The sequence below is a fragment of the Anthropogastromicrobium aceti genome (genome assembly GCF_020687335.1).
GTDB lineage: Bacteria > Bacillota > Clostridia > Lachnospirales > Lachnospiraceae > Anthropogastromicrobium > Anthropogastromicrobium aceti.
Window position 1 is genome coordinate 67,455 of sequence record NZ_JAJEQN010000002.1, and the last position, 21,656, is coordinate 89,110.

Annotated in this window: 17 protein-coding genes and 3 tRNA genes; 6 read left to right on the forward strand and 14 right to left on the reverse strand. The window is 42.4% G+C overall.

Going from position 1 to position 21,656, the window contains the following annotated elements:
• Positions 1 to 163 precede the first annotated feature (163 nt).
• From LKD48_RS00985 to LKD48_RS01010, 6 genes are all read left to right on the forward strand, one after another.
• On the forward strand, positions 164 to 1,003 hold the full coding sequence (locus tag LKD48_RS00985; RefSeq protein WP_118613729.1) for a helix-turn-helix domain-containing protein: 840 nt from the start codon (positions 164 to 166) through the stop codon (positions 1,001 to 1,003).
• A gap of 100 nt (positions 1,004 to 1,103) precedes the next feature.
• On the forward strand, positions 1,104 to 2,390 hold the full coding sequence (locus tag LKD48_RS00990; RefSeq protein WP_308730889.1) for a chloride channel protein: 1,287 nt from the start codon (positions 1,104 to 1,106) through the stop codon (positions 2,388 to 2,390).
• A 196-nt stretch (positions 2,391 to 2,586) separates the two neighbouring features.
• Positions 2,587 to 2,659 (forward strand) — tRNA-Phe (locus LKD48_RS00995).
• Positions 2,660 to 2,663: 4 nt separating this feature from the next.
• A tRNA-Gly gene (locus LKD48_RS01000) sits at positions 2,664 to 2,734 on the forward strand.
• A gap of 27 nt (positions 2,735 to 2,761) precedes the next feature.
• Positions 2,762 to 2,833: transfer RNA gene (locus tag LKD48_RS01005), tRNA-Gly, on the forward strand.
• Between the two features lie 133 nt (positions 2,834 to 2,966).
• Positions 2,967 to 4,238, forward strand: coding sequence for a transglutaminase domain-containing protein (locus LKD48_RS01010; protein WP_308730890.1), 1,272 nt, complete (start codon positions 2,967 to 2,969; stop codon positions 4,236 to 4,238).
• A 124-nt stretch (positions 4,239 to 4,362) separates the two neighbouring features.
• On the opposite strand, the gene dnaB is transcribed toward LKD48_RS01010, so the two are convergent.
• The 14 genes from dnaB to LKD48_RS01080 all read right to left on the reverse strand — a co-directional run bounded on the left by dnaB (position 4,363) and on the right by LKD48_RS01080 (position 21,518).
• The gene (dnaB, locus tag LKD48_RS01015) at positions 4,363 to 5,706 is read right to left on the reverse strand and encodes a replicative DNA helicase (RefSeq protein WP_227100285.1); all 1,344 of its coding nucleotides are present in this window, start codon (positions 5,704 to 5,706) and stop codon (positions 4,363 to 4,365) included.
• A gap of 5 nt (positions 5,707 to 5,711) precedes the next feature.
• Positions 5,712 to 6,158: a 50S ribosomal protein L9 gene (gene rplI, locus LKD48_RS01020; RefSeq protein WP_308730891.1), complete on the reverse strand. Its 447-nt coding sequence runs from the start codon at positions 6,156 to 6,158 to the stop codon at positions 5,712 to 5,714.
• Between the two features lie 29 nt (positions 6,159 to 6,187).
• Positions 6,188 to 8,200, reverse strand: a complete 2,013-nt coding sequence (locus LKD48_RS01025; protein ID WP_227100296.1) for a DHH family phosphoesterase — start codon at positions 8,198 to 8,200, stop codon at positions 6,188 to 6,190.
• 389 nt (positions 8,201 to 8,589) lie between these two features.
• Positions 8,590 to 8,991, reverse strand: a complete 402-nt coding sequence (locus LKD48_RS01030) for a hypothetical protein (RefSeq protein WP_308730892.1) — start codon at positions 8,989 to 8,991, stop codon at positions 8,590 to 8,592.
• Between the two features lie 144 nt (positions 8,992 to 9,135).
• Positions 9,136 to 10,743, reverse strand: a complete 1,608-nt coding sequence (gene pckA / locus LKD48_RS01035) for a phosphoenolpyruvate carboxykinase (ATP) (RefSeq protein WP_308730893.1) — start codon at positions 10,741 to 10,743, stop codon at positions 9,136 to 9,138.
• Positions 10,744 to 10,928: 185 nt separating this feature from the next.
• A complete protein-coding gene (locus LKD48_RS01040) occupies positions 10,929 to 11,852 on the reverse strand; it encodes an AEC family transporter (RefSeq protein WP_308730894.1) in 924 nt (307 codons plus the stop codon).
• Positions 11,853 to 11,992: 140 nt separating this feature from the next.
• A complete protein-coding gene (locus tag LKD48_RS01045) occupies positions 11,993 to 13,114 on the reverse strand; it encodes a DnaJ C-terminal domain-containing protein (RefSeq protein ID WP_331466766.1) in 1,122 nt (373 codons plus the stop codon).
• Between the two features lie 233 nt (positions 13,115 to 13,347).
• Positions 13,348 to 14,229: an N-carbamoylputrescine amidase gene (gene aguB / locus LKD48_RS01050; protein ID WP_308730895.1), complete on the reverse strand. Its 882-nt coding sequence runs from the start codon at positions 14,227 to 14,229 to the stop codon at positions 13,348 to 13,350.
• Positions 14,230 to 14,312: 83 nt separating this feature from the next.
• Positions 14,313 to 15,509, reverse strand: coding sequence for an agmatine deiminase (aguA, locus tag LKD48_RS01055; RefSeq protein WP_308730896.1), 1,197 nt, complete (start codon positions 15,507 to 15,509; stop codon positions 14,313 to 14,315).
• Positions 15,510 to 15,601: 92 nt separating this feature from the next.
• Positions 15,602 to 16,753 (reverse strand): carboxynorspermidine decarboxylase, encoded by a 1,152-nt coding sequence (gene nspC, locus LKD48_RS01060; RefSeq protein ID WP_308730897.1) that lies wholly within the window; start codon positions 16,751 to 16,753, stop codon positions 15,602 to 15,604.
• A 7-nt stretch (positions 16,754 to 16,760) separates the two neighbouring features.
• Positions 16,761 to 18,020, reverse strand: a complete 1,260-nt coding sequence (locus LKD48_RS01065) for a saccharopine dehydrogenase family protein (RefSeq protein WP_308730898.1) — start codon at positions 18,018 to 18,020, stop codon at positions 16,761 to 16,763.
• A gap of 22 nt (positions 18,021 to 18,042) precedes the next feature.
• On the reverse strand, positions 18,043 to 18,897 hold the full coding sequence (speE, locus tag LKD48_RS01070) for a polyamine aminopropyltransferase (protein WP_227100250.1): 855 nt from the start codon (positions 18,895 to 18,897) through the stop codon (positions 18,043 to 18,045).
• Between the two features lie 38 nt (positions 18,898 to 18,935).
• Complete coding sequence (locus tag LKD48_RS01075) at positions 18,936 to 20,378, reverse strand: aminotransferase class I/II-fold pyridoxal phosphate-dependent enzyme (protein ID WP_227100249.1); 1,443 nt, start codon at positions 20,376 to 20,378, stop codon at positions 18,936 to 18,938.
• 405 nt (positions 20,379 to 20,783) lie between these two features.
• Complete coding sequence (locus LKD48_RS01080) at positions 20,784 to 21,518, reverse strand: hypothetical protein (RefSeq protein WP_308730899.1); 735 nt, start codon at positions 21,516 to 21,518, stop codon at positions 20,784 to 20,786.
• Positions 21,519 to 21,656 lie beyond the last annotated feature (138 nt).

Here is a 21,656-nt window from a genome sequence, read left to right on the forward strand (position 1 = left end):
TGCTTGAAATACATTATCTTTCGTTGCGGTTGTGTTTTAAAATATTGCTCTGTTGTTTTTTCCTGCATTCTAAGTTAAAATGTAATTATTCAGAGCCATGCAAAACTATTTGCCGCAATATTGGCTTATCCATGAACTGTAAGTATAAAAAAAGGAGATTTTTATGAAATCGCACGAACCCTTTATTGAACCTGAATCAACATATTATGTCTACTCGCCAAGTCTCTTGGGACGAAGCATGTTTTTTTATCCGCTTATATGCGGTCATTTTTTCTATGCACCAGGCTATCATCTGCACCGCGCTTCTTTTGACAGCTTTCTTCTTGTTTATGTTAAAAAAGGAAGCATGTATGTACAAACAAAAAACGAAAGTTTTAATGCAAAAGCTGATGAATTTATTTTAATTAATTGCTATGAACCGCACAGCTATGGCACAAAAACAGGAAGCGAATGTCTCTGGTGCCATTTTGACGGACCTCTTGCCAAAAACTTTTTTGAATCTATCGTCTCACATCTTGGCACTGTATTTTCTATTGGAAATCCTGCGCCAACCACAAACAAGCTTGAAGCTATCATTGACAGTTTTTGTCGTTCTTCGATTAAGGAAGCTCTTCTTTCTAAATATATTAATGATATTTTGACAAGCTTTCTGCTCTACAGTACTGCCGATAAAAAAAATGACAGCACAGATATGATTGAGACTGTCATTTCCTATATCAATGAACATTTTAAAGAAGATCTGCCAGACAAAGTGCTCGCATCAGCTGCCGGATTAAGCTCTTATCACTTTATTCGTGTATTCAAACGAGAGACTGGCTTTACTCCACATGAGTATGTCATAAATACGAGGCTAAGTAATGCACGTTACTTGCTTCGCAACACTACCATGTCTGTCAAGGATATCTGCTTTTCATGTGGCTTTTCAAGTGAAAGTGCCTTTTGCATCACTTTTAAAAAAAGAGCTAAAATGACACCGGCTCAGTACAGGCAAAATGGAACATGATCTTTTTGTTTCGTTGACTTTCCCTGCTGTTTCTGCTAGGATTGGAACGGTACAGCATCTTTGCTGCTTCCTATAAACAGTTTCTTTGGAGGTCATGCCTATGTTTTCCCCTAAGCTGCGGGAATTTGCCCGCAAATGCTATCTGACCAACATCGGCCAGAATCTTCTGGTTCTTCTTAAATGGACTGGATTTTCACTTTTGTCAGGTCTTCTGATCGGCGGCGTATCAACACTATTTGCTACTTTGCTTGGAAAAGCTATACAGCTTCGCGCTGCATACAGCTGGCTTTTATTTCTGCTTCCTGTTGCTGGTCTGGCAATCACTGCTCTTTATCATTTTTGCGGACAGTCAAATGACCGCGGTACAAATTTTGTTATTGCCTCAATTCATGCAAATGAAGAGACACCAGCGCGTGTTGCACCTCTTATTTTTATCTCTACGATTCTGACACAGCTGTGCGGCGGATCTGCCGGACGCGAGGGTGCTGCACTTCAGATCGGCGGCAGCCTTGGAAATCTTCTCGGTAAAATAGTTCATCTTGATGATGAAGATCGCCATGTTCTAATCATGTGCGGCATGAGTGCTGCTTTTGCTGCTCTGTTTGGTACACCGATGGCTGCTGCTGTCTTTTCAATGGAAATGGTCAGTGTCGGTATCATGTATTATTCCGCATTAGTCCCTTGTGTAATGTCTGCGCTGATTGGTGCTCACCTTGCTTCTACGTTTGGTGTTCATGCCGAAAAATTTACAATTGTAAGTATTCCTTCGTTTTCCATTGACGGTGCTGCAAAAACAGTTCTTCTTGGAATCTTATGTGCCGCTGTCAGCATACTTTTATGTATTATCCTTCACAAAGTTGGAGGTCTTTTAAAAACATACATAAAAAATGTTTACCTACGCGCAACTGTCTCTGCACTGATTGTTATCATATTTGCATTTCTTCTGCCAGACGGCAAAAGCTATCTTGGTTCCGGAAGCAATCTGATTGAGCAGTCTATTCAAGAAGAAACTATATTCCCAGCAGCCTTTCTTATTAAAATGCTCTTTACAGCAGTCACACTTGGCGGCGGCTTTAAGGGAGGCGAAATTGTTCCTTCCTTCTGCGTAGGTGCATCCTTTGGATGTTTCTTTGGAAGCCTTGCTGGATTTGCCCCATCCCTTTGTGCTGCAATGGGCATGGTTGCTGTTTTCTGCGGTGTCACTAATTGCCCTATTACATCTATTTTGATTGCTTTTGAATTATTTGGCTTTGACTCTGCCCACTACATGATTTTAGCAATTGCAGTAAGCTATGCAATGTCTGGTTATTATGGTCTTTATGCCGATCAAACAATTGTATATTCAAAGTATCGAACAAAGTTCATCAACCGCAAGACAAACCATTAAATGTAAAGCAGACATTCGCAATCCGCTTTCGCTGCTGAATTCAAATTGTATGAATTGGAGCAAAAAACACGCCTTCAAAAAAAAGTTAAGTTTTTTTTGAAAAAGTGCTTGACTTTTCTCTTGTCTTGTTGTAGAATAACTATCGTCGACAGCGAGTAAGAAACAAACGAAACAAAAACTTCGATGTTGATGAGATGCCCAGATAGCTCAGTTGGTAGAGCAGAGGACTGAAAATCCTCGTGTCGCTGGTTCGATTCCAGCTTTGGGCACTGCGCGGGTGTAGTTCAATGGTAGAACACTAGCCTTCCAAGCTAGATACGTGGGTTCGATTCCCATCACCCGCTTTACAGAAGCGATTCTGTATCATATATGCGCGAGTGGCTCAGTGGTGGAGTATCGCCTTGCCAAGGCGAGGGTCGCGGGTTCGAATCCCGTCTCGCGCTCTTATCTAAAGAAGGTCGTAAAGATCTTCTTTTTTTGTGCTTTCTTCCACTTGCTTCTAATTTCTTTTGTGATATAATAACTGATGCAAAAAATGTCTTACATTTTGTCTTATATTGACACTGAGAGGTTTTTATGAAACGCTTATTTCATTTTTTATCACTTAGCTTTATTTTTATGCTGTCTTCTATGGCAGTCTGTGGATGTGTCCCTGCCCAGACACCGCTCTACTACTTTCATGCAGGTCTTAGCACCTACCATGAGCTTCTTGACGATGTCTTAGGTAAAAGAAGCGAGGTTGATCTTTTCTCTTCAGCAGCAGATTCATCTGCACCTGTATCATCTGTTACAGAAACGATCTCTTGTGCCCCACTTTATGCAGATTATAGCTACTACCTGCCTTCTCTTGCAGATGATGAAGCAGCAAACTTTCAGGCTCTTTACACTGGCATACAAGGTTTTCAGAGCACTATTTCACTCCCTGTTGCCGTCAGTTCTGATAATGTCAGCGATTTGATGCATCTTCTGACAAATGAATGTCCTGAGCTGATGCAGCTGTCATCACGATGGGTTGAACATTCAAATCTGCTTGGTCTTGTTGTATCTGTATCACCTGAGTACACAATATCAAAGGAAACTTTTGATGCGCAGACAGCAGCTGTTAATACACTTATTCAAAGCTGGCAGACAACACTGTCGGGACAAAGTGCTTATCAGGCTGAGCTTACTATTTACAATTATATCATTGAAAACTGTGTATATTCTACTCAGACAGACAATTGCCAGAGTGCCTATGGTGCTCTGATTGATGGGCAGGCTAAATGTGACGGCCGCGCCAAGGCGCTCGTCTGGGGACTTCGAAGTCTCGGCATCAAAAGCTCTGTTATAACAGGAAATACACATGCCTGGGTCATCGCCCACATCGGAGACTATGACTACAATGTCGATCCGACTTATGATGACAATGAAAATGACGGCATTCAGCAGCCTTTATGTTACGCATATTTTAATATTCCAGAATCAGCTATCTCATCTGATCCATACCCGGCAGATGATTTTTACCAAAGACGAGGCTACCCTTCCACTGTGCGCTGGGACTTTAATTTTCATGTTCAGGCCGGTCTATGGATTTATGCTGATGACCCTTCGTCAAGTGACCCTGCTTCTGGTACCGCACTTGACCGTGCAAGAGCACTCTTTGTCGCGCAGGCAGAAAGCATCTGGGAAGGCGGCGGTGAAGGTCTTGTAATGATTCGTTTTGAAAATGCATCTGACTACGCTGATGCTGCTGCATCATATAATGACTGGATCCAATCCTTCATTAACATGCACGCTGCCGGCTGCAACATTGTAAACTATGATTTTTCCAATCAGCAGCTCTTAGCAGTGCGACTTTCATTTTATTAAGAACATATCTAATAGTTAAAAAAAGGTAATTATTCAGAACCCCATTCGCAAAAAAGATCAGTGACAATGGAAGTAAACTCCATTTTCACTGATCTTTTCTATTGCCATCTTAAATCCCAGAATATCACTGTGATGTATACTCTTTGTTTCCAAAGCGACACAAATCTCCCATCCAGACAAGCTCAACAGTTCCAATAGGGCCGTTACGCTGCTTGGCTATGATAACCTCTGTGATTCCCTTTGACGGCGAATCCTTATTATAATATTCATCTCGGTATAAAAACATTACAATATCTGCATCCTGCTCAATTGCTCCTGACTCACGAAGGTCAGAAAGCATAGGACGATGATCCGTTCTTGACTCACAGGCACGTGAAAGCTGTGACAGTGCGATGACTGGTACATTTAGCTCTCTTGCAAGTGCCTTTAGAGAACGTGAAATATCTGAGATTTCCTGCTGTCTGCTGTCTCCCTTTCTTGCTCCGCTTCCGCTCATAAGCTGAAGATAGTCGATCATGACACAATCAAGACCATGCTCAAGCTTAAACTTACGGCATTTAGAACGAAGCTCTGCCACCGTTATACCTGGCGTATCATCAAGCAAAAGCTTTGTGTTTGCAATGATACCAGAACTCTCAACAACCTGATCCCAATCACTGTCGGAAAGATTTCCTGTACGAAGTGTCTGAGAATCCACACGCGACTCCATGGCCAACAGACGGTTTACTAACTGCTCCTTTGACATCTCAAGAGAAAAAATTGCAACTGTCTTCTTGTCTTTTATGGTCATATTGTGTGCTAAATTTAGTACAAATGCCGTCTTTCCCATGGACGGACGAGCCGCAATCAAAATAAGATCTGACGGCTGCATACCCGAGGTCTGACGATCCAAATCAGTATATCCAGTAGAAAGGCCAGTTACCATGCTGTGATTTCGCGATGCAATCTCAATCTTATTTACAACATTTATAACTACATCACGTATCGGCACATAGTCACTTGTTGCTCTTGTTTCCAGAAGACCAAAAATACGCTTTTCCGTAGATTCCAAGATGGTATTTACGTCTTCTTTTTCCATGTAGCAATCATTTGCAATCTCTTCATTGATACGGATCAGGCGGCGAAGCAATGCCTTCTCATACACCAGATTGGCATAATAGCGAATATTAACGGAAGTCGGCACCATATTAAGCAGCTCACGGAATGCAGCAATGCTGTAGCTTTCCGGCGGCACATCCTTGGTCTTTAGCTGCTCTTGAACGGCTACTAGATCTGTTGGCTTTCCCTCATTGTAAAGCTCCATTATAGCCTCAAACATGGCACCGTACTGCCGTCCGTAAAAATCATCCGAATGGATAATCTCACTGGCTGCCGATATGGCTTCCTTGTCCATGAGCATACAGCCGATTACTAACTGTTCGGCCTCCGTGTTGTGCGGGAGTACTCGTTTTATTAATGCCTCTTCCATGTTTTTTATGCTTCCTGAACTTTAACGGTCAGCTTTGCAGTTACTTCTCTGTGAAGCTTAACCGGAACAATCGTAGTTCCACATGCCTTAATAGGCTCTGGCAGAACCATCTTCTTCTTATCAATCTCAAGACCTAACTGCTTCTCGCATGCAGCAGCGATTTCCTTTGTGGATACAGAGCCGAACAGCTTGCCGCCCTCACCTGTCTTAACATTCAGTACAACTGACTTTTCCTCAATCTTTGCTGCCAACTGCTTTGCTTCCTCTAACTTCTGTGCTGCAATTCTATCCTCATTTGCCTTCTGTAGCTTCAGATCATTTAAATTCTTTGCTGTTGCTTCAATTCCAAGCTTCTTTGGAAGCACAAAATTTCTTGCATAACCATCGTTAATCTTTACGCGCTCACCCTTTTTTCCAAGTGATTTTACATCCTGTAATAAAATTATTTCCATTTTTTTCTCCTCCAATTCTAATATCTATATCAGCCCTTCACTTCGTCACCTTTTTCTTCCTGAGCCATAAGCACATCCTTCAACATACTTCTGGCCTCTCCAAGTGTGACATTGCGAAGCTGGGCACCTGCGACGTTCATATGACCGCCTCCGCCAAGCTTTTCCATTATGGTCTGTACATTTACCTCATCAATAGAACGGGCACTAATATAAATCTGATTTTCATATTCTGTCATCACAAATGATGCACGAATGCCGCGAATACCCAAAAGCTCATTTGCTGCCTGCGCTGCAATAACTGTCGGATTTCCAGTCATGTCACTTGGACATACACTGATTGCATAGCGCTCATGGAACATCTCCACCTCACGCACGGCCTCTGCCTTTGCCTTGTAATCCTCCATATCATCACGAAAGAGCTTTCGCACTTTTGTAATGTCGGCACCATTTCGACGTAAGAAAGCCGCCGCCTCAAACGTTCTGACACCTGTATTATTCATGAAATTATTTGTATCTACAACAATTCCAGAATACATTGCATCTGCATCAGTCGGACGAATCTTGATTGAATCTGAATAATACTGCAATATCTCTGCCACCATCTCACTGGCAGATGATGCATAAGGCTCCACATAGCTAAGCACTGCACCCTCAATACAGTCACGCGACTGACGATGATGGTCAAGCACTACCACATGCTGTGCTAACTGCAAAAGCTGCGGACACTCTGTTCGGCTTGGTCTGTTATTATCCACCACAATCAGAAGTGTTCCTTCTGTTATCCTCTGAATTGCAGTCTCATTATCAATAAACAGCTTCTTTCCATATTCTTCATCCTCGGCAAGACGATTTAGAAGAGGTTTTATGCTGTTTGCAATAGTATTCAGCACAATATGAACATCCTTACCAGATGTTCTGGCTGCGCGATAAATACCAACTGAAGCACCAATACAATCTGCATCGCTGATTGAATGACCCATGATCAGCACATCAGAAGATGCCTCTATAAGCTCCTTTAACGCCTGTGCCTTGACACGCGCCTTAACACGCGTATTCTTGCCCTGGCTCTGTGTACGACCGCCATAATAGGTGATCTCATCCTGATTTTTAAGAACAACCTGATCACCGCCGCGTCCAAGTGCCATGTCAATTGCCATGCGCGCGTAGTCATAATTTTTCGAATACGTTCCGCCGTTTATGCCAAGTCCGATACTGATCGTAACATTTATCGTGTTTCCGATACTGATCGTCTTCACATCCTCAAGAAGTGAAAAATCATTTGCCTGCATCTCTTTTAAATGCTCGTTGCTGACGATGGCAAAATATTTATCATTCTCTAGCTTTTTAATAACACCATGATAGGCACTGATATACTTTGTAATCTGACGGTCAATCAGCGCTATCAGCAAAGGTCGTCTCGTCTCCTCTATGGAGTCTAGGACTTCATCATAGTTATCAAGATAAATCAGCGCCGCAACAAGCTTTTCATCCTCAACCTTCTGCTTCCACTCAAGCATCTGTGTCTCGTCTGACAAATACACTGCATACATCATTGGTGCCTTTTTTCCCTGATCCTCTTCATCAACAACCGTCTCCACAATATCACGAATCGACACAGCCTTAATCGTGATCTGATATTTTCTTCCCAGATACTCCGAATGGACCTGTGATGTTCTTTGATTCTTTGGAAACTGTCTGTCGATTCCCGGAAACAGCGTACCCAAGTTTTTATGTGCATTGTTATTTAGCTGAACAATTCGCTGAAATGACTGATTCATCCATATTAGACGGCCAATCTCATCTGCCACACCATATGGAAATTCCATTTCCTGTAGCAGCTGCTTTTGAATCTGGGCATAACCTGCGCCAAAGCCAACCATGTCACTGTTAATTCTGCGGTGATAATAGATTGAAAGCGCCATAAGACCTATGATCAGAACAATTGAGCAGGCGCTTGCCGCCACACCAGCCATCCAGTCAATCATAGTGATAATGATGCTTAGAATCAAAAGCGAAATACATACAAGCAGCGGCCAGTTCATATACGCACTTAAGCTTCCATGTACTTTCACAGCCTCCTGCTTTTGCGTCTGACGAAGCTTTTCCTTCTCCTCGCGCTTTCTGTCTATATCCTGCAAAGCAGCTTTTCTCTCTGCCGATATTCTCTCAGATTCACCCGGCTCCGGTACCGTTTCACCCGGCTTATTTTTTTCCTCCATATCCATCTCTCCCCTGCCTGTCATGCAGGCAACGTTGTTTCAATCCACACCTACGAGATGTGGGAGATTTTTGTGTCAGGTTCGTAAAAAGTTTGTCAGGAATTTGTCCTGAGTTTTTTACAAAGCTATACAGGGTATAGTATAACACATTTGGGTAGAAATAGGAAGTAGGAAATTATAGGGAGGCATGCATGTGCATGCCTCCCTATAAGTTATCTCGCACAAAGACTATTGATGAAGACAATATAACAACCAAAATCACCTATCGTTTTTCTATAATATTTATCGTCTTCTTCATATCCTAGTGCATCTCTCCACTCAGTATTTTTTCCCTGCGTCTTTAAATAGCGCGCCATCATATTAAAATGAGTGATGACACTGTTGTGGCAGGCTGTGCGAAAAGAGTCCTGCTCCATCTTCTGGCTGCGATCTAAGCTCAGCCATTTTGCACGGATTTCAGCATATGTTGTTGCTTCTCCTATCAATTCATCATACAATTCCTGACCAACTGGATCATTTTCGATTTCCTTAAGTAATTTCTGATGCAGATCTCTCATCTGATCAAATGTCAGACTCTTTGGTGTTTCTAAATAGTTTTCGTATGTGCTAGCCATGTTTTACCTCCTTTTTCTTCTACTGCCTCTCAAAATACTCTATCCCATTTTCTCCTTCGAAAAAAACGGGCCATGCTTTCGCATGACCCGCTCTCACTTAGTCAATCAGTTGCCTAATTAACATGCATATTAAATTTGCTTGAATTACTCAGCCTTCGGACCTGCAGCTACTAAAGCCTTACCTGCCTCGTTGCCCTCATATTTCTTGAAGTTCTTTACGAAACGGCTAGCAAGATCCTTTGCCTTTGCCTCCCACTCAGAAGCATCAGCGTAGGTATCGCGAGGATCAAGGATCTTCGGATCTACACCTGGAAGCTCAGTCGGAACCTCGAAGTTGAACATCGGGATCTTCTTGGTAGGTGCAGTTGTGATGGAACCATCCAGGATTGCATCGATGATACCACGAGTATCCTTAATGGAGATACGCTTTCCAGTACCATTCCATCCGGTATTTACCAGATATGCCTTTGCACCGCTCTTCTCCATCTTCTTAACCAGCTCTTCTGCATACTTGGTCGGATGCAGCTCAAGGAATGCCTGTCCGAAGCAAGCGGAGAAGGTTGGAGTCGGCTCAGTGATACCACGCTCGGTACCTGCTAACTTAGCTGTGAAACCAGACAGGAAGTAGTACTTAGTCTGCTCTGGAGTCAGAATAGATACTGGCGGCAGTACGCCGAAAGCATCTGCAGACAGGAAGATTACGTTCTTTGCAGCCGGAGCAGCAGAGATCGGACGAACGATCTTCTCGATGTGCTCGATCGGATAAGATACACGAGTATTCTCGGTTACGCTCTTATCTGTGAAATCGATCTTGCCATTCTCATCAACAGTAACGTTCTCAAGAAGAGCGTTTCTCTTGATTGCATTGTAGATATCCGGCTCAGAATCCTTATCAAGGTTGATAACCTTTGCATAGCATCCACCCTCGAAGTTGAATACGCCGTTGTCATCCCAGCCGTGCTCGTCATCACCAATCAGAAGACGCTTCGGATCAGTAGACAGAGTGGTCTTACCTGTTCCAGACAGACCAAAGAAGATAGCGGTGTTCTCACCGTTCATATCGGTGTTAGCGGAGCAGTGCATGGAAGCCATACCCTTTAATGGAAGGAAGTAGTTCATCATAGAGAACATACCCTTCTTCATCTCGCCGCCGTACCAAGTATTGATGATAACCTGCTCATGGCTGGTGATGTTGAATACTACTGCAGTCTCAGAGTTCAGACCTAATTCCTTGTAGTTCTCAACCTTAGCCTTAGATGCGTTGTAAACAACGAAATCTGGCTTGAAGTTCTCCAGTTCCTCAGCTGTTGGGCGGATAAACATGTTAGTTACAAAGTGAGCCTGCCAAGCAACCTCTACGATGAAACGAACTGCCATTCTGGTGTCCTTGTTTGCACCACAGAATGCATCTACAACATACAGCTTCTTGTTAGAAAGCTCTTCCTGAGCGATCTTCTTTACTGCTGCCCATGCTTCTTCGCTTGCCGGATGATTATCGTTCTTATACTCGTCAGAGGTCCACCATACTGTGTCCTTAGAGTTCTCATCCATAACGATGAACTTATCCTTAGGAGAACGTCCGGTGTAGATACCAGTCATGACATTAACAGCACCCAGCTCGGTAACCTGTCCCTTCTCATAGCCTTCCAGTTCCGGCTTTGTCTCCTCTGCAAACAGATCTTCATAAGAAGGATTGTATACAACTTCTGTAGTTCCAGTAATACCATACTGGCTTAAATCCACTTTTGCCATTTTACATTAACCTCTCTTTTCTTAAATATCTGTATATAATTGGTGTCTTTGGGGCAAACCAAAAAGCATCCCAATCTATCTATATTATTCCAGAATTTTCACTAAAAGTCAATTGCTTTTTTTACCAATTGGGCACATCTTTTTGCCAGTTTTTAGGCTTTTTTGTTAAAAAATTAACATTGTGTTTAAACGCCATATACAAGCTGTCCAAGCCAGATGATAAATGGGATTGTTGCAGCAAATAAAATCGTAGATAGAAGCGTTGCCCTCGCACAAAGAGCTGGTTCCATATCATGCTGAATCGCATATACGCTTGTCAGATTTGCTACCGGACACGCCACATAAATCAACACTGCCATTCTTAAATTCGGATCTAACGGAAGAAGTGCCATCACTACTAACATTATAAGCGGGCAAATCAAATTTCTGATTAATGAGATCACATACGCTCTTTTTTCTGTCACAATCTGAATAAGATTTCCATCCGCAAGCATAACGCCGACGATGATCAGCGCCATAGGTGTTGTGATTCCTCCGATATTGGAGCAAACTGTCTGAAGCGGTCTTGGAAAATGCACATGAAAAATCAACATCAAAATGAGTGCAAGTGTACTTATATTAAGCGGTGTTAAGAAAATCTTTGGATGAAATTTCTGTCTTGTAAAAAGAGAAATCTGAAGTGTGAAAAATAACAAATTAAATGCAATAATTCCTGCTGCACCGTAAAGTGTTCCCCAATCTCCCATTAACGCAATACATAGAGGCATTCCAATAAAGGTGCAATTAGGATATGTACACAGTCCCGTGTAGGCTGCACGCTTTTTTTCTGGCACCTGTTTTATTTTTGCATACAGCATACACCCAGCTGATGTAAGTGCCATACAGGAAAAAAGAAGCGCCACGGCAATGGCAACATTTACTATATCTTGTCCACTTGCCTCCATGCTACTTGCTGACAGCACTGTAAATGGAAGAATGAGTGATGAAACAAGTTTTGAAAGATAGCGCTGCTGCTCTTTTGTGATCAGATTCTTCTTTCCAGCCACGTAGCCGACGATTACATAGCCAAAGATTATAAGAATCTGCTCAAACACAATTTGCATTGACATAAAATAGTCCCCCTTGTTTTTTTGCAAATCCATTATACCGAAAGGATTCCCACAGCGCAATAAAAAACTCCCACCATTCCTTTCGGATGATGAGAGTCTTTTTTTCTATCAATCAATTTTAAAAAATCTTTTGCAGGCAATTATGCTGCATGTGTTCCGTTTGACGTGCCTGATGTCTTTGCGCACTCTGCTTCAAATTCACGCAGCTTTCTTGCTGCCTGTGGTGTAAGTGTCGTTGGTACCTGGATCTCGACAACCGCATACTGATCGCCGAAGACTTTGGAATCCTTCATTGATACAATACCTTTGCCTCTTAAACGGATCTTGCTGCCTGACTGAGTACCTGGTTTTATCTTGCAGATGACATCACCGTGAATAGTCTGAATGCGAGCCTCGCCGCCAAATACAGCTGTTGTAAATGGAATCTGCACTGTCGTGTATACATCCATTCCTTCACGACGAAATCCTAGCTTATCCTGTACAGTTACTTTAAGTAACAGATCACCTGTACGGCCGTTTCTTCCGACATTGCCTTTTCCTTTAAGACGAATTGTCTTTCCTGTATCTATACCTGCTGGAATCTTGATTTCAAGTGTCTGAACCTTTCCATCAGAACCCTGCAGACGAACTCTCTTGTTTGCACCAAAGGCTGCTTCATCAAAGCTAACTGTAACTTCTGCTTTGACATCAAGGGAATTTGCTTCATCTGCACCAGTTCCAAAGCCTGAACCATAATCGGATCCAAAGTCTGAATAACTACTGTAGCCATCTGCGCCCTGACCAAAACCAGAACCAAAGCCACTATACGAATAGCTTCTTCTGCCTGAACTTCCAGTACCGCCAAAACCACCCTTAAAATGACCGCCGCCGAACAAATTTTTTAATATATCATCCATGTCGGCTTCATTTCCATTAAAATGATACTCCTGATAACCGCCGTTTTGGCCGGCATTCTTAAATCCACCAAAACCACCAAAGCCGCCTGCTCCACCGGAATAGCTACCTGAGTAACCATTTGCACCCTGACCAAAGCCTTCCTCAAATGCGGCATGGCCATACTGGTCATAAAGCTTACGCTTCTTCTCGTCACCGAGTACATCGTAAGCCTCATTTACCTCTTTAAAATGCTCTGCCGCTGATGCATCTCCTACATTACTGTCTGGATGATACTTCTTGGCTAATTTTCTATATGCTTTCTTTATTGCAGATGCGTCTGCACTGCGGCTGACGCCTAATACTTCATAGTAATCTCTTTTCATCACAGTTCTCACTCCTTTTTTATGAAACGCTCCAAATAAAGAGCTTCGTGCTTAACTGTTTCCAAATGGCAGAACGATATTGTTGTTCTGCTCTACATGTACTATAACACTTATTATTCTATCTGTCAATAAAATTCATAATTTATTTTGTGAAAGTTTTGCGATACCTACAGTTCACGCATCTATATTACGAAAGCCATTCGGTGTAAATATTGGCTTATCAGTGAACTATAATATCACTTCTTCCCCGCGATAATTCCATACATCTCTGGTCTTCTGTCGCGGAATAGTCCCCACTCGAGGCGCTTTTGTGCTAGCTCTGCCAAATCAAATTCGCTATAAAGAATTTCTTCCTGATCGCGTGATGCTTCGCTTATAAGCTCTCCTGTTTCGTCTGCAATGAATGATGAACCATAAAAATTCAATGCAGATGTCTGGCCACCATTTCCTTCGCATGGCTCTACTGTTTCTGTTCCAATTCGGTTTGCTGCTATGACTGGCATCAGATTTGCTGCCGCATGACCCTGCATGACGCGTCTCCAGTGCGGCATGCTGTCGCACTCTAGGATTGGCTCGGAGCCGATGGCTGTCGGGTAGAGCAAAATTTCTGCACCTAAAAGTGCCATGCTGCGTGCTGTCTCTGGAAACCACTGATCCCAGCAGATGCCAATTCCGATTGTTCCATAGCGTGTTTTAAATGCCTTGAAGCCTGTATCGCCTGGTGTGAAATAAAATTTTTCCTGATAATAATGATCATCCGGGATGTGCGTTTTTCGATATACGCCAAGCAGTGTTCCGTCTGCGTCTATACATGCTACGGAATTATACAGATTGTTGACATCCTTCTCATAAAAACTGATTGGAAGAACAACCTGAAGCTCTTTTGCAAGGCGCTTGCCCATCTGAACTGCCTTATTTTCTTCTACTGTCTTAGCATACTGATAGAAATCGTAGCGGCGCTGCTGACAGAAATATTCGCGTTCAAACAGCTCTGGCAAAAGAATGACATTGGCGCCGTTTGCTGCGGCTTCTCTAACCATTTCTTCTGCATGCGAAAGACTCTCTTTGGAATTTGTGCTGCATTTCATCTGAATTGCTGCTACTTTTATTTTACTCATGAATTTTCCTCTCTTCTCCACAAATATCGCGTACAGCGTCCGATTTCGCTATAAGGATATCATGCGCTGCTATTTCGTTTCAATCATCTTGGAATCTGCTGTGTTATGCAGTGAATATTTCCGCCTCCTGTCAAAATATCTCTCGCAAAAACAGGTATTACCTTTCGGTCTGGATTCCACTGCTGCATAAGCTGTACAGCTCGCTCATCGCTTTCCTTATTTTCACCGCCAAACACCGGCAAAATGATCGCATCATTTGAAAAATAAAAATTGACATAAGATGCTGCAAGACGCTCTCCAACTTCTCGCATATCCTCGCCTTCCTCAAATGTATAGCCGTCAAGATCCTCTTTTGTGATGCATATCGGATGATCTGGAATTGGAAGCTTATGAATAACAAGCTTGCGGCCTTTTGCATCTCGCACGTTTTCAAGATACGATAAGCTTTGATGTGACAGCTCATACTGAGGATCATCTTTATTGTCTGTCCACGCAAGCACTACCTCACCTGGGTGAAGAAAGGCACACACATTGTCTACATGCTCATTTGTCTCATCCTGATAAATTCCTCGCGGAAGCCATAATACCTTCTTGATTCCAAGAAAACGTGACAGCTGTTCTTCAATCTGTTCTCTCGAAAGATTTGGATTTCGTCCGGCACTTAACAGACAGCTTTCTGTCGTTAAAAGTGTACCCTCTCCATCGCTGTGAATGGAACCACCTTCTAATACAAATGGCGCAGCATCGTACCAGTCAAATCCAAACTGATCTGCAAATGCACTGGCAAATGCATTGTCTTTTTCCCAGGAAGCATACAAACCATCGACATTTCCGCCCCACGCATTAAATTCCCAATTTACGGCTCGAATAACAGAATCACTAGCAGAACTTGAACTTTGATCTGAACCTTCTTTATTTGAATTTGCAGTATTGTGTTCATTTAATTTAACAAAAGTAGGTGCCACATCTCTTGCCCATGCATCATCGGTATCTGCAAAGAAAAGCTCAATATTGTCCTGCTGCATTATGTCCGCGTTTTTATTTTCTCCAAACAACTTTTCTTGTGCAATTGGAAGTGTTTTTTTCGTGACTGCAACGTAGACCTTCTCGCTCTGTGCTATTGCTTTGATCACTGCTGCAAATGCATTCCCTGCCGCTTTTGCCTCATATCCCCACGAACCTGGGCGCTTTGGCCATATTAGAATGCAGCCCTGATGCGGCTCAAACTCGCCTGGCATATAAAAGCCGTCCTCGCGCGGAATTTGCTTTATCAATTTCATATAAATTTCTGATTCCTTCCTCTTTCTTAGATGAATTCTATACGCGTCAATGTTTGACGAAACCATTACACCGATGTCGTTTCGTAACACCACTAAGAAAGTCTATTTTTGAAATCTTCATATCCAAAGCGCTTTACTGTCTCGATGGCGCCATCTTCATGAAGCAAGCAAATATCTGGCAGACCAATTCCATTAAATGTATTGTTTTTTACCATGGAATAAATTGCCATATCTTCAAATACAAGACGGTCTCCCACATGAATTTCATGGTCAAAGCTATAATCACCAATCACATCTCCAGCCAGACATGTCATGGATGAGAGGCGATATGTATAAGGCTTCTTACCAGTTTCATCGCCGCCTTTAAGCGGTGGGCGGTACGGCATCTCTAATACATCCGGCATATGACATGCTGCAGATGCATCCAATATCAGAATAGAAAGGTCATTGTCCACAATATCCTGAACCTCTGTTATCAGATAACCCGCGTTTAATGCAATTGCTTCACCAGGCTCCAGATATACTTCCAGATGATAGGTATCCTTTATTCGCTTTATAAGGCGAATCAGACGTTCAATATCATAGCCTGGTCTTGTGATGTGGTGACCGCCTCCGAGATTAAGCCATTTGATCTTCTTTAAATATGGTTCAAAAGACTTTTCAAAAGCGTTGAAGGTTGCCTCCAAATCATCAGAATCCTGCTCGCAGAGCGTATGCATATGAAGTCCTTCTATTTCTTTTGGAAGTGTTTCTGGAAATTTTGCGCGCACTACACCAAGACGTGAACCTGGTGCACACGGATCATATATTGCATGACCCTCCTGTGTGGAAAACTCTGGATTGACACGCATTCCGATACTTACACGATTCCCGTTTTCTCTCTGACTGTTATTATATTCAGAAATGATTTCTTTGTGCTTTTCAAACTGCGCAAATGAATTGAAAATGATATGATCACAGATCGTTACAAGCTCCTTCATATCCTCTGTCTTGTAAGCTGGTGCAAAGACATGGTTTTCTTTTTTCATCTCTTCATATCCAAGCCTTGCCTCATAAAGACCGCTGGCGGTCGTACCACTTAAGTACGACCCGATCAGCGGATATACGCGAAACATTGAAAAAGCTTTCTGTGCCAAAAGGATATGACAGCCCGTCTCTTCTTCGACACGATGCAGACATTCCAGATTTTCTCTTAGCTTTTTTTCATCAACCACATAGGCTGGTGTTTTGATTGTTTCCCACATAGCTTCATTACTCCACGATCTGCGGATTTTCATCTACTACCCACGGCAGACCATAGCGGTTTAACATATCCATGTATGAATCTGGATCAAACTCTTCCACATTGAATACACCTGGCTTTTTCCATACCTTATCCATGACAAGTGCTGTTCCAATCATTGCCGGAACACCTGTTGTATAAGAGATTGCCTGGGAACCTACCTCGCGGTAGCACTCCTGATGATCACATACATTGTAGATATAGATGGTCTTCTTCTTTCCGTCCTTAGTTCCTGTATAAATACAGCCAATATTTGTCTTTCCTACTGTTCTTGGTCCTAAGGAAGCCGGATCTGGCAGCAATGCCTTTAAGAACTGAATCGGAACGATCTCTTTTCCTTCAAAGTTAATAGGTGATGTGGAAAGCATACCAACATTTTCAAGGCACTTCATATGAGTCAGATAACTCTGACCAAATGTCATAAAGAAGCGAATGCGCTTTACGCCTGGAATATTCTTTGCAAGAGATTCGATTTCCTCATGATGAAGCAGATACATATCCTTCTCACCAACCTGTGGGAAATCATATACACGCTTGATCTCCATCGGCTTTGTCTCTACCCAGTGACCATTCTCCCAGTAGGAGCCATTTGCAGAAACCTCTCTTAAGTTGATTTCCGGATTGAAGTTTGTTGCAAACGGATAGCCATGATCGCCACCGTTGCAGTCTAAGATATCAATTGTCTCGATCTCATCAAAATAGTGCTTTAATGCATATGCACTGAAAACACTTGTTACGCCTGGGTCAAAGCCAGTTCCAAGAAGTGCAGTCAGACCTGCCTTTTCAAAACGCTCCTTATATGCCCACTGCCATGAATAATCAAAGTAAGCAGTGAAACCTTCATCCTTGCAGCGCTTTTCATAAATAGCTCTCCACTCTGGATCATCTGTATCCTCTGGCTCATAGTTTGCAGTATCAATATAGTCAACACCACATGCAAGACATGCATCCATAATGGTCAAATCCTGATAAGGAAGTGCAACATTCAAAACAGCCTGTGGCTTATAGGAATTGATTAATGCCTTTAACTCTTCTACGTTGTCTGCATCTACCTGTGCTGTTGTGATTACAGTCTTTGTGGTACCCTCAAGCTTTTCCTTTAATGCATCACACTTTGATTTTGTACGGCTTGCAATGCAGATCTCTGTAAAGGTGTCGCTGTTCTGGCAGCACTTATGAATTGCTACACTTGCTACTCCACCACATCCAATAATTAAAAGTCTTCCCATCGTTTTGTCCTCCTGTTTTGTATTAGTTTTCCTCTTCTTCCAGCATATCCTCAACATATCGAGGAAGCATAAATGCACCCTTGTGCAGATTCGTGGTGTAATACCACGTTTTTATATTGCGCTCCTTCCAGCGTTCCACATTTAAATCTGTCAACGGATGATATTTTTTTGACGTAAATCCAAACAGCCAATAACCTGATGCACATGTTGGAATATGTGCCTGATATACTCTGCTTATTGGAAAGCTGTGGCTTGCTTTTCGGTGCATTGCGCGGCATGTATCCTCATCTTCATCATAGAATGGACTTCCATGCTGATAAACCATGATGCCATCCTCTTTTAAAGCGCGATAGCAATTTCCATAAAATTCCTTCGTAAACAATCCTGCCGTATGACCTAACGGATCAATTGCATCATTTATAATCAAATCATATTGATCATTCTTTGAACGAAGAAAACGAAGACCATCTGCGTAAAAGACGCGCACACGCGGATCATCCAGACCTCTTGCATTGTCTGGGAAAAACTTCTTGCATACATCTACAAATACCTCATCTGGCTCAACAACATCAATCTCTTCAATCTCTTTATAATAAGAAAGCTCTCTTGCTACGCCTCCATCTCCGCCTCCAATTACAAGCACACGGCGCACATTTGGATGAACTGCCATAGGCACATGAACGATCATCTCGTCATATACAAACTCATCCTTCTCGGAAAATACAATGCTTCCATCGGAGCTGATAAACCGTCCAAATTCCTTTGAATCAAACACGTCTATTCGCTGGAAATCGGTCTGCTCGCCGAACAGCTGCTTTTCCACTTTCACTGACATTTTTACCTTGTCAGTATGATAATCTGAAAACCAAAGCTCCATTTTTTATCCTTTCAGCTGCCACATTTTATTCTGCAGCCTTATAATACATTTAAATACTCTACTGCTGGGTCTTCCGTTCCCTGCATAGAACAGCCCTTTTCCTTTGCATAAAGTACATATTCAATAATTTCGTCTGTAATAAGCTCGCCTGGTGCCAAAATCGGGATTCCCGGCGGATAACACATGACAAATTCGGCACAAATGCGGCCAGATGTCTCTCTAATTGGAAGGCGTGTCTTTTCTGAATAAAATGCTGTCTGCGGTGATACAAGTACCTTCGGATTAATGTACTCTGTATTTAACATACTAGCCGGGTCCTTGGAATACAAACGCTTTATATCGGCAAGTGCACCAACAAGACGCTCTATATCCTGAATGCGGTCTCCGATAGAAATATAAGCTAAAATATTTGCTATATCACCAAGCTCAATCTGAATATCATACTCATCACGAAGCAAATCATAGACTTCGATTCCCGCAAGACCAATATCTCTTGTGTAAACAGAAAGCTTTGTGACATCAAAATCATAAACGCTTCCTCCATTGATTAAATCCTTGCCGTAGGCATAATAACCGCCAATCGCATTGATTTCATCACGGGCATACTCTGCCATTTTTGCGACCTTTGCGAAGGATTCTTTTCCGCGAAGTGCCAGATTTCTTCTGGAAATGTCAAGGCTTGACATCAACAGATATGATGCACTTGTTGTCTGTGTCAGGTTAATGATCTGACTGACATACTCCCAATTTACGTTCTTTCCTGTTAAAAGGATGGAGCTTTGCGTCAGGCTTCCGCCTGATTTGTGCATGGAGACTGAGGCCATATCTGCTCCTGCATCCATCGCACAAACTGGAAGATTTTCTCCAAAATAAAGATGCGTTCCATGTGCCTCATCTACAAGCACCTTCATGCCATGTGCATGTGCCACCTTTACAATAGAACGAAGATCCGAACAAATTCCATAGTATGTCGGATTATTGACAAGGACAGCTACTGCCTTTGGATGTTCAAGAATCGCCTTTTCTACCTCGCTTACCTGCATACCAAGCGAGATTCCCAGACGATTATCCATCTCCGGATTTACATATACTGGAATTGCACCGCAAAGCACAAGTGCATTTATTACACTCTTATGAACATTTCTCGGTAAAATGATTTCATCTCCTGCCTTGCAGACAGAAAGCACCATACCCTGAACAGAGGACGTTGTTCCTCCAACCATAAAAAATGCATGATCGGCACGAAATGCCTCTGCCGCTAACTCTTCTGCCTCCTTAATTACTGAAACCGGATGACACAGATTATCAAGCGGCTTCATGGAATTGACATCAAGACTGACGCATTTTTCACCAAGAAGCTCGACTAATTCCGGGTTTCCACGTCCTCTCTTATGTCCTGGCACATCAAACGGAACCACTCTTCGTTTCTTTAGCTTTTCAAGCGCCTCATAAACTGGTGCGCGCATTTGTCCTTTTTCCATTTGCCTACAGTCCTCTCAATTTGATGACCTGTTTCTTTTATAAAAAAAGGAACAGGCTGCATCACCTGTTCCGTAAAGTCCTATGTATCGTTTTTTCGCACGCATGCTTTTGCCCAGATGTGCATCCGATTATTATTGACCGTTTCACAAGTGATGTTTCGACCGGATGAGCACACTACTGTGCCATGTCCCGTCAACTTATAAAATTTGAGCTTCTAACTCAATCAATAACGCGGTTTAAAAACCGCAATCGGCAGCTGCCCCGCCTGTCCGTATGGGCTTAATCCTCATCATTAGATGCGGATAGGCATGCGCAATAAAACGCGCTATTTGTAATATAACACGTTTGCCTGAAAAATGCAATTGTTTTTTTTACATTTTCAGTTTTTGTGAATAGACGTTTCTTTATTCTTGTTCCTCCTTCCACAAATCAATAAACTCCAGAAGTGCTTTCGCCTGTTTTTCTTTTGTTTTTTTAGACGTTTTTTTCAGAATACAGTCAATTTGATCTATTCCTTTTTGATCCATTCGCGCTAACCATTGCCCGTCTCCATATACGCGCCCCTTTGTTATCTCCACAATCTGAAATGGATCGTAGCTGTCTAGCCCCATATGTTCCAGTTCCTTTTTTATTCCGTATCGTGTTCTAGGCATACAGCGATCCTCTAAAAATTGCTCATATTCTTGCCACGAAGGTTTTTCGCGGCTGCCAAATGCCCGACTAATCAGATCATCTGTGAAGTTCCAGATTTCCAGTCTGTTTATTGCTGGATAAATGTCCAACAATGTTGCTGGTTTTTTACGATCCATATATACATAGACAATTCTTGAAGACTTTTTTGCCTCATCTATAACATTGCTTACTGTACCAAGCGACACTCCTGCCTTTTGCGCAGTCTGGCGCATGGAATTTCCCTGCTGATAAAGTGTGCAAATTTGTGCCTTCTTCTCTGTACTTAGTCCTGGTCTTCCCTTCTTTCTTTTTGCAACATTAATCGCTGCCCTTAGTTCATCTCTTTCTTTTGCACACTTCGCATATTCTTCCATCACTCGCTTTAATTTGCGGTTAAGGCGCTCGATTTCCCGTTCATTTTGTGTTTTATTTATATCCTTATCTTTCTTTTCACTTTCAATCTCCATTTGCAGCCTCCTTTCCCTTAAAAATAGTGTATCCGTATATGTTCAAAAAATCAATCTTTTTATGAACATATACGGATTTTCAAATACATTTATGAATAAATTGTCACTCTACAAATTTTAGTTAAAAAACTTGTATAC

What these genes read in the sequence shown, in the direction of transcription:
- LKD48_RS00985 (WP_118613729.1), top strand. Translation starts at nt 164, where the DNA reads ATGAAATCGCACGAACCCTTTATTGAACCTGAATCAACATATTATGTC.
- LKD48_RS00990 (WP_308730889.1), top strand. Translation starts at nt 1,104, where the DNA reads ATGTTTTCCCCTAAGCTGCGGGAATTTGCCCGCAAATGCTATCTGACC.
- LKD48_RS01010 (WP_308730890.1), top strand. Translation starts at nt 2,967, where the DNA reads ATGAAACGCTTATTTCATTTTTTATCACTTAGCTTTATTTTTATGCTG.
- dnaB (WP_227100285.1), bottom strand. Translation starts at nt 5,706, where the DNA reads ATGGAAGAGGCATTAATAAAACGAGTACTCCCGCACAACACGGAGGCC.
- rplI (WP_308730891.1), bottom strand. Translation starts at nt 6,158, where the DNA reads ATGGAAATAATTTTATTACAGGATGTAAAATCACTTGGAAAAAAGGGT.
- LKD48_RS01025 (WP_227100296.1), bottom strand. Translation starts at nt 8,200, where the DNA reads ATGAACTGGCCGCTGCTTGTATGTATTTCGCTTTTGATTCTAAGCATC.
- LKD48_RS01030 (WP_308730892.1), bottom strand. Translation starts at nt 8,991, where the DNA reads ATGGCTAGCACATACGAAAACTATTTAGAAACACCAAAGAGTCTGACA.
- pckA (WP_308730893.1), bottom strand. Translation starts at nt 10,743, where the DNA reads ATGGCAAAAGTGGATTTAAGCCAGTATGGTATTACTGGAACTACAGAA.
- LKD48_RS01040 (WP_308730894.1), bottom strand. Translation starts at nt 11,852, where the DNA reads ATGTCAATGCAAATTGTGTTTGAGCAGATTCTTATAATCTTTGGCTAT.
- aguB (WP_308730895.1), bottom strand. Translation starts at nt 14,229, where the DNA reads ATGAGTAAAATAAAAGTAGCAGCAATTCAGATGAAATGCAGCACAAAT.
- aguA (WP_308730896.1), bottom strand. Translation starts at nt 15,509, where the DNA reads ATGAAATTGATAAAGCAAATTCCGCGCGAGGACGGCTTTTATATGCCA.
- nspC (WP_308730897.1), bottom strand. Translation starts at nt 16,753, where the DNA reads ATGTGGGAAACAATCAAAACACCAGCCTATGTGGTTGATGAAAAAAAG.
- LKD48_RS01065 (WP_308730898.1), bottom strand. Translation starts at nt 18,020, where the DNA reads ATGGGAAGACTTTTAATTATTGGATGTGGTGGAGTAGCAAGTGTAGCA.
- speE (WP_227100250.1), bottom strand. Translation starts at nt 18,897, where the DNA reads ATGGAGCTTTGGTTTTCAGATTATCATACTGACAAGGTAAAAATGTCA.
- LKD48_RS01075 (WP_227100249.1), bottom strand. Translation starts at nt 20,378, where the DNA reads ATGGAAAAAGGACAAATGCGCGCACCAGTTTATGAGGCGCTTGAAAAG.
- LKD48_RS01080 (WP_308730899.1), bottom strand. Translation starts at nt 21,518, where the DNA reads ATGGAGATTGAAAGTGAAAAGAAAGATAAGGATATAAATAAAACACAA.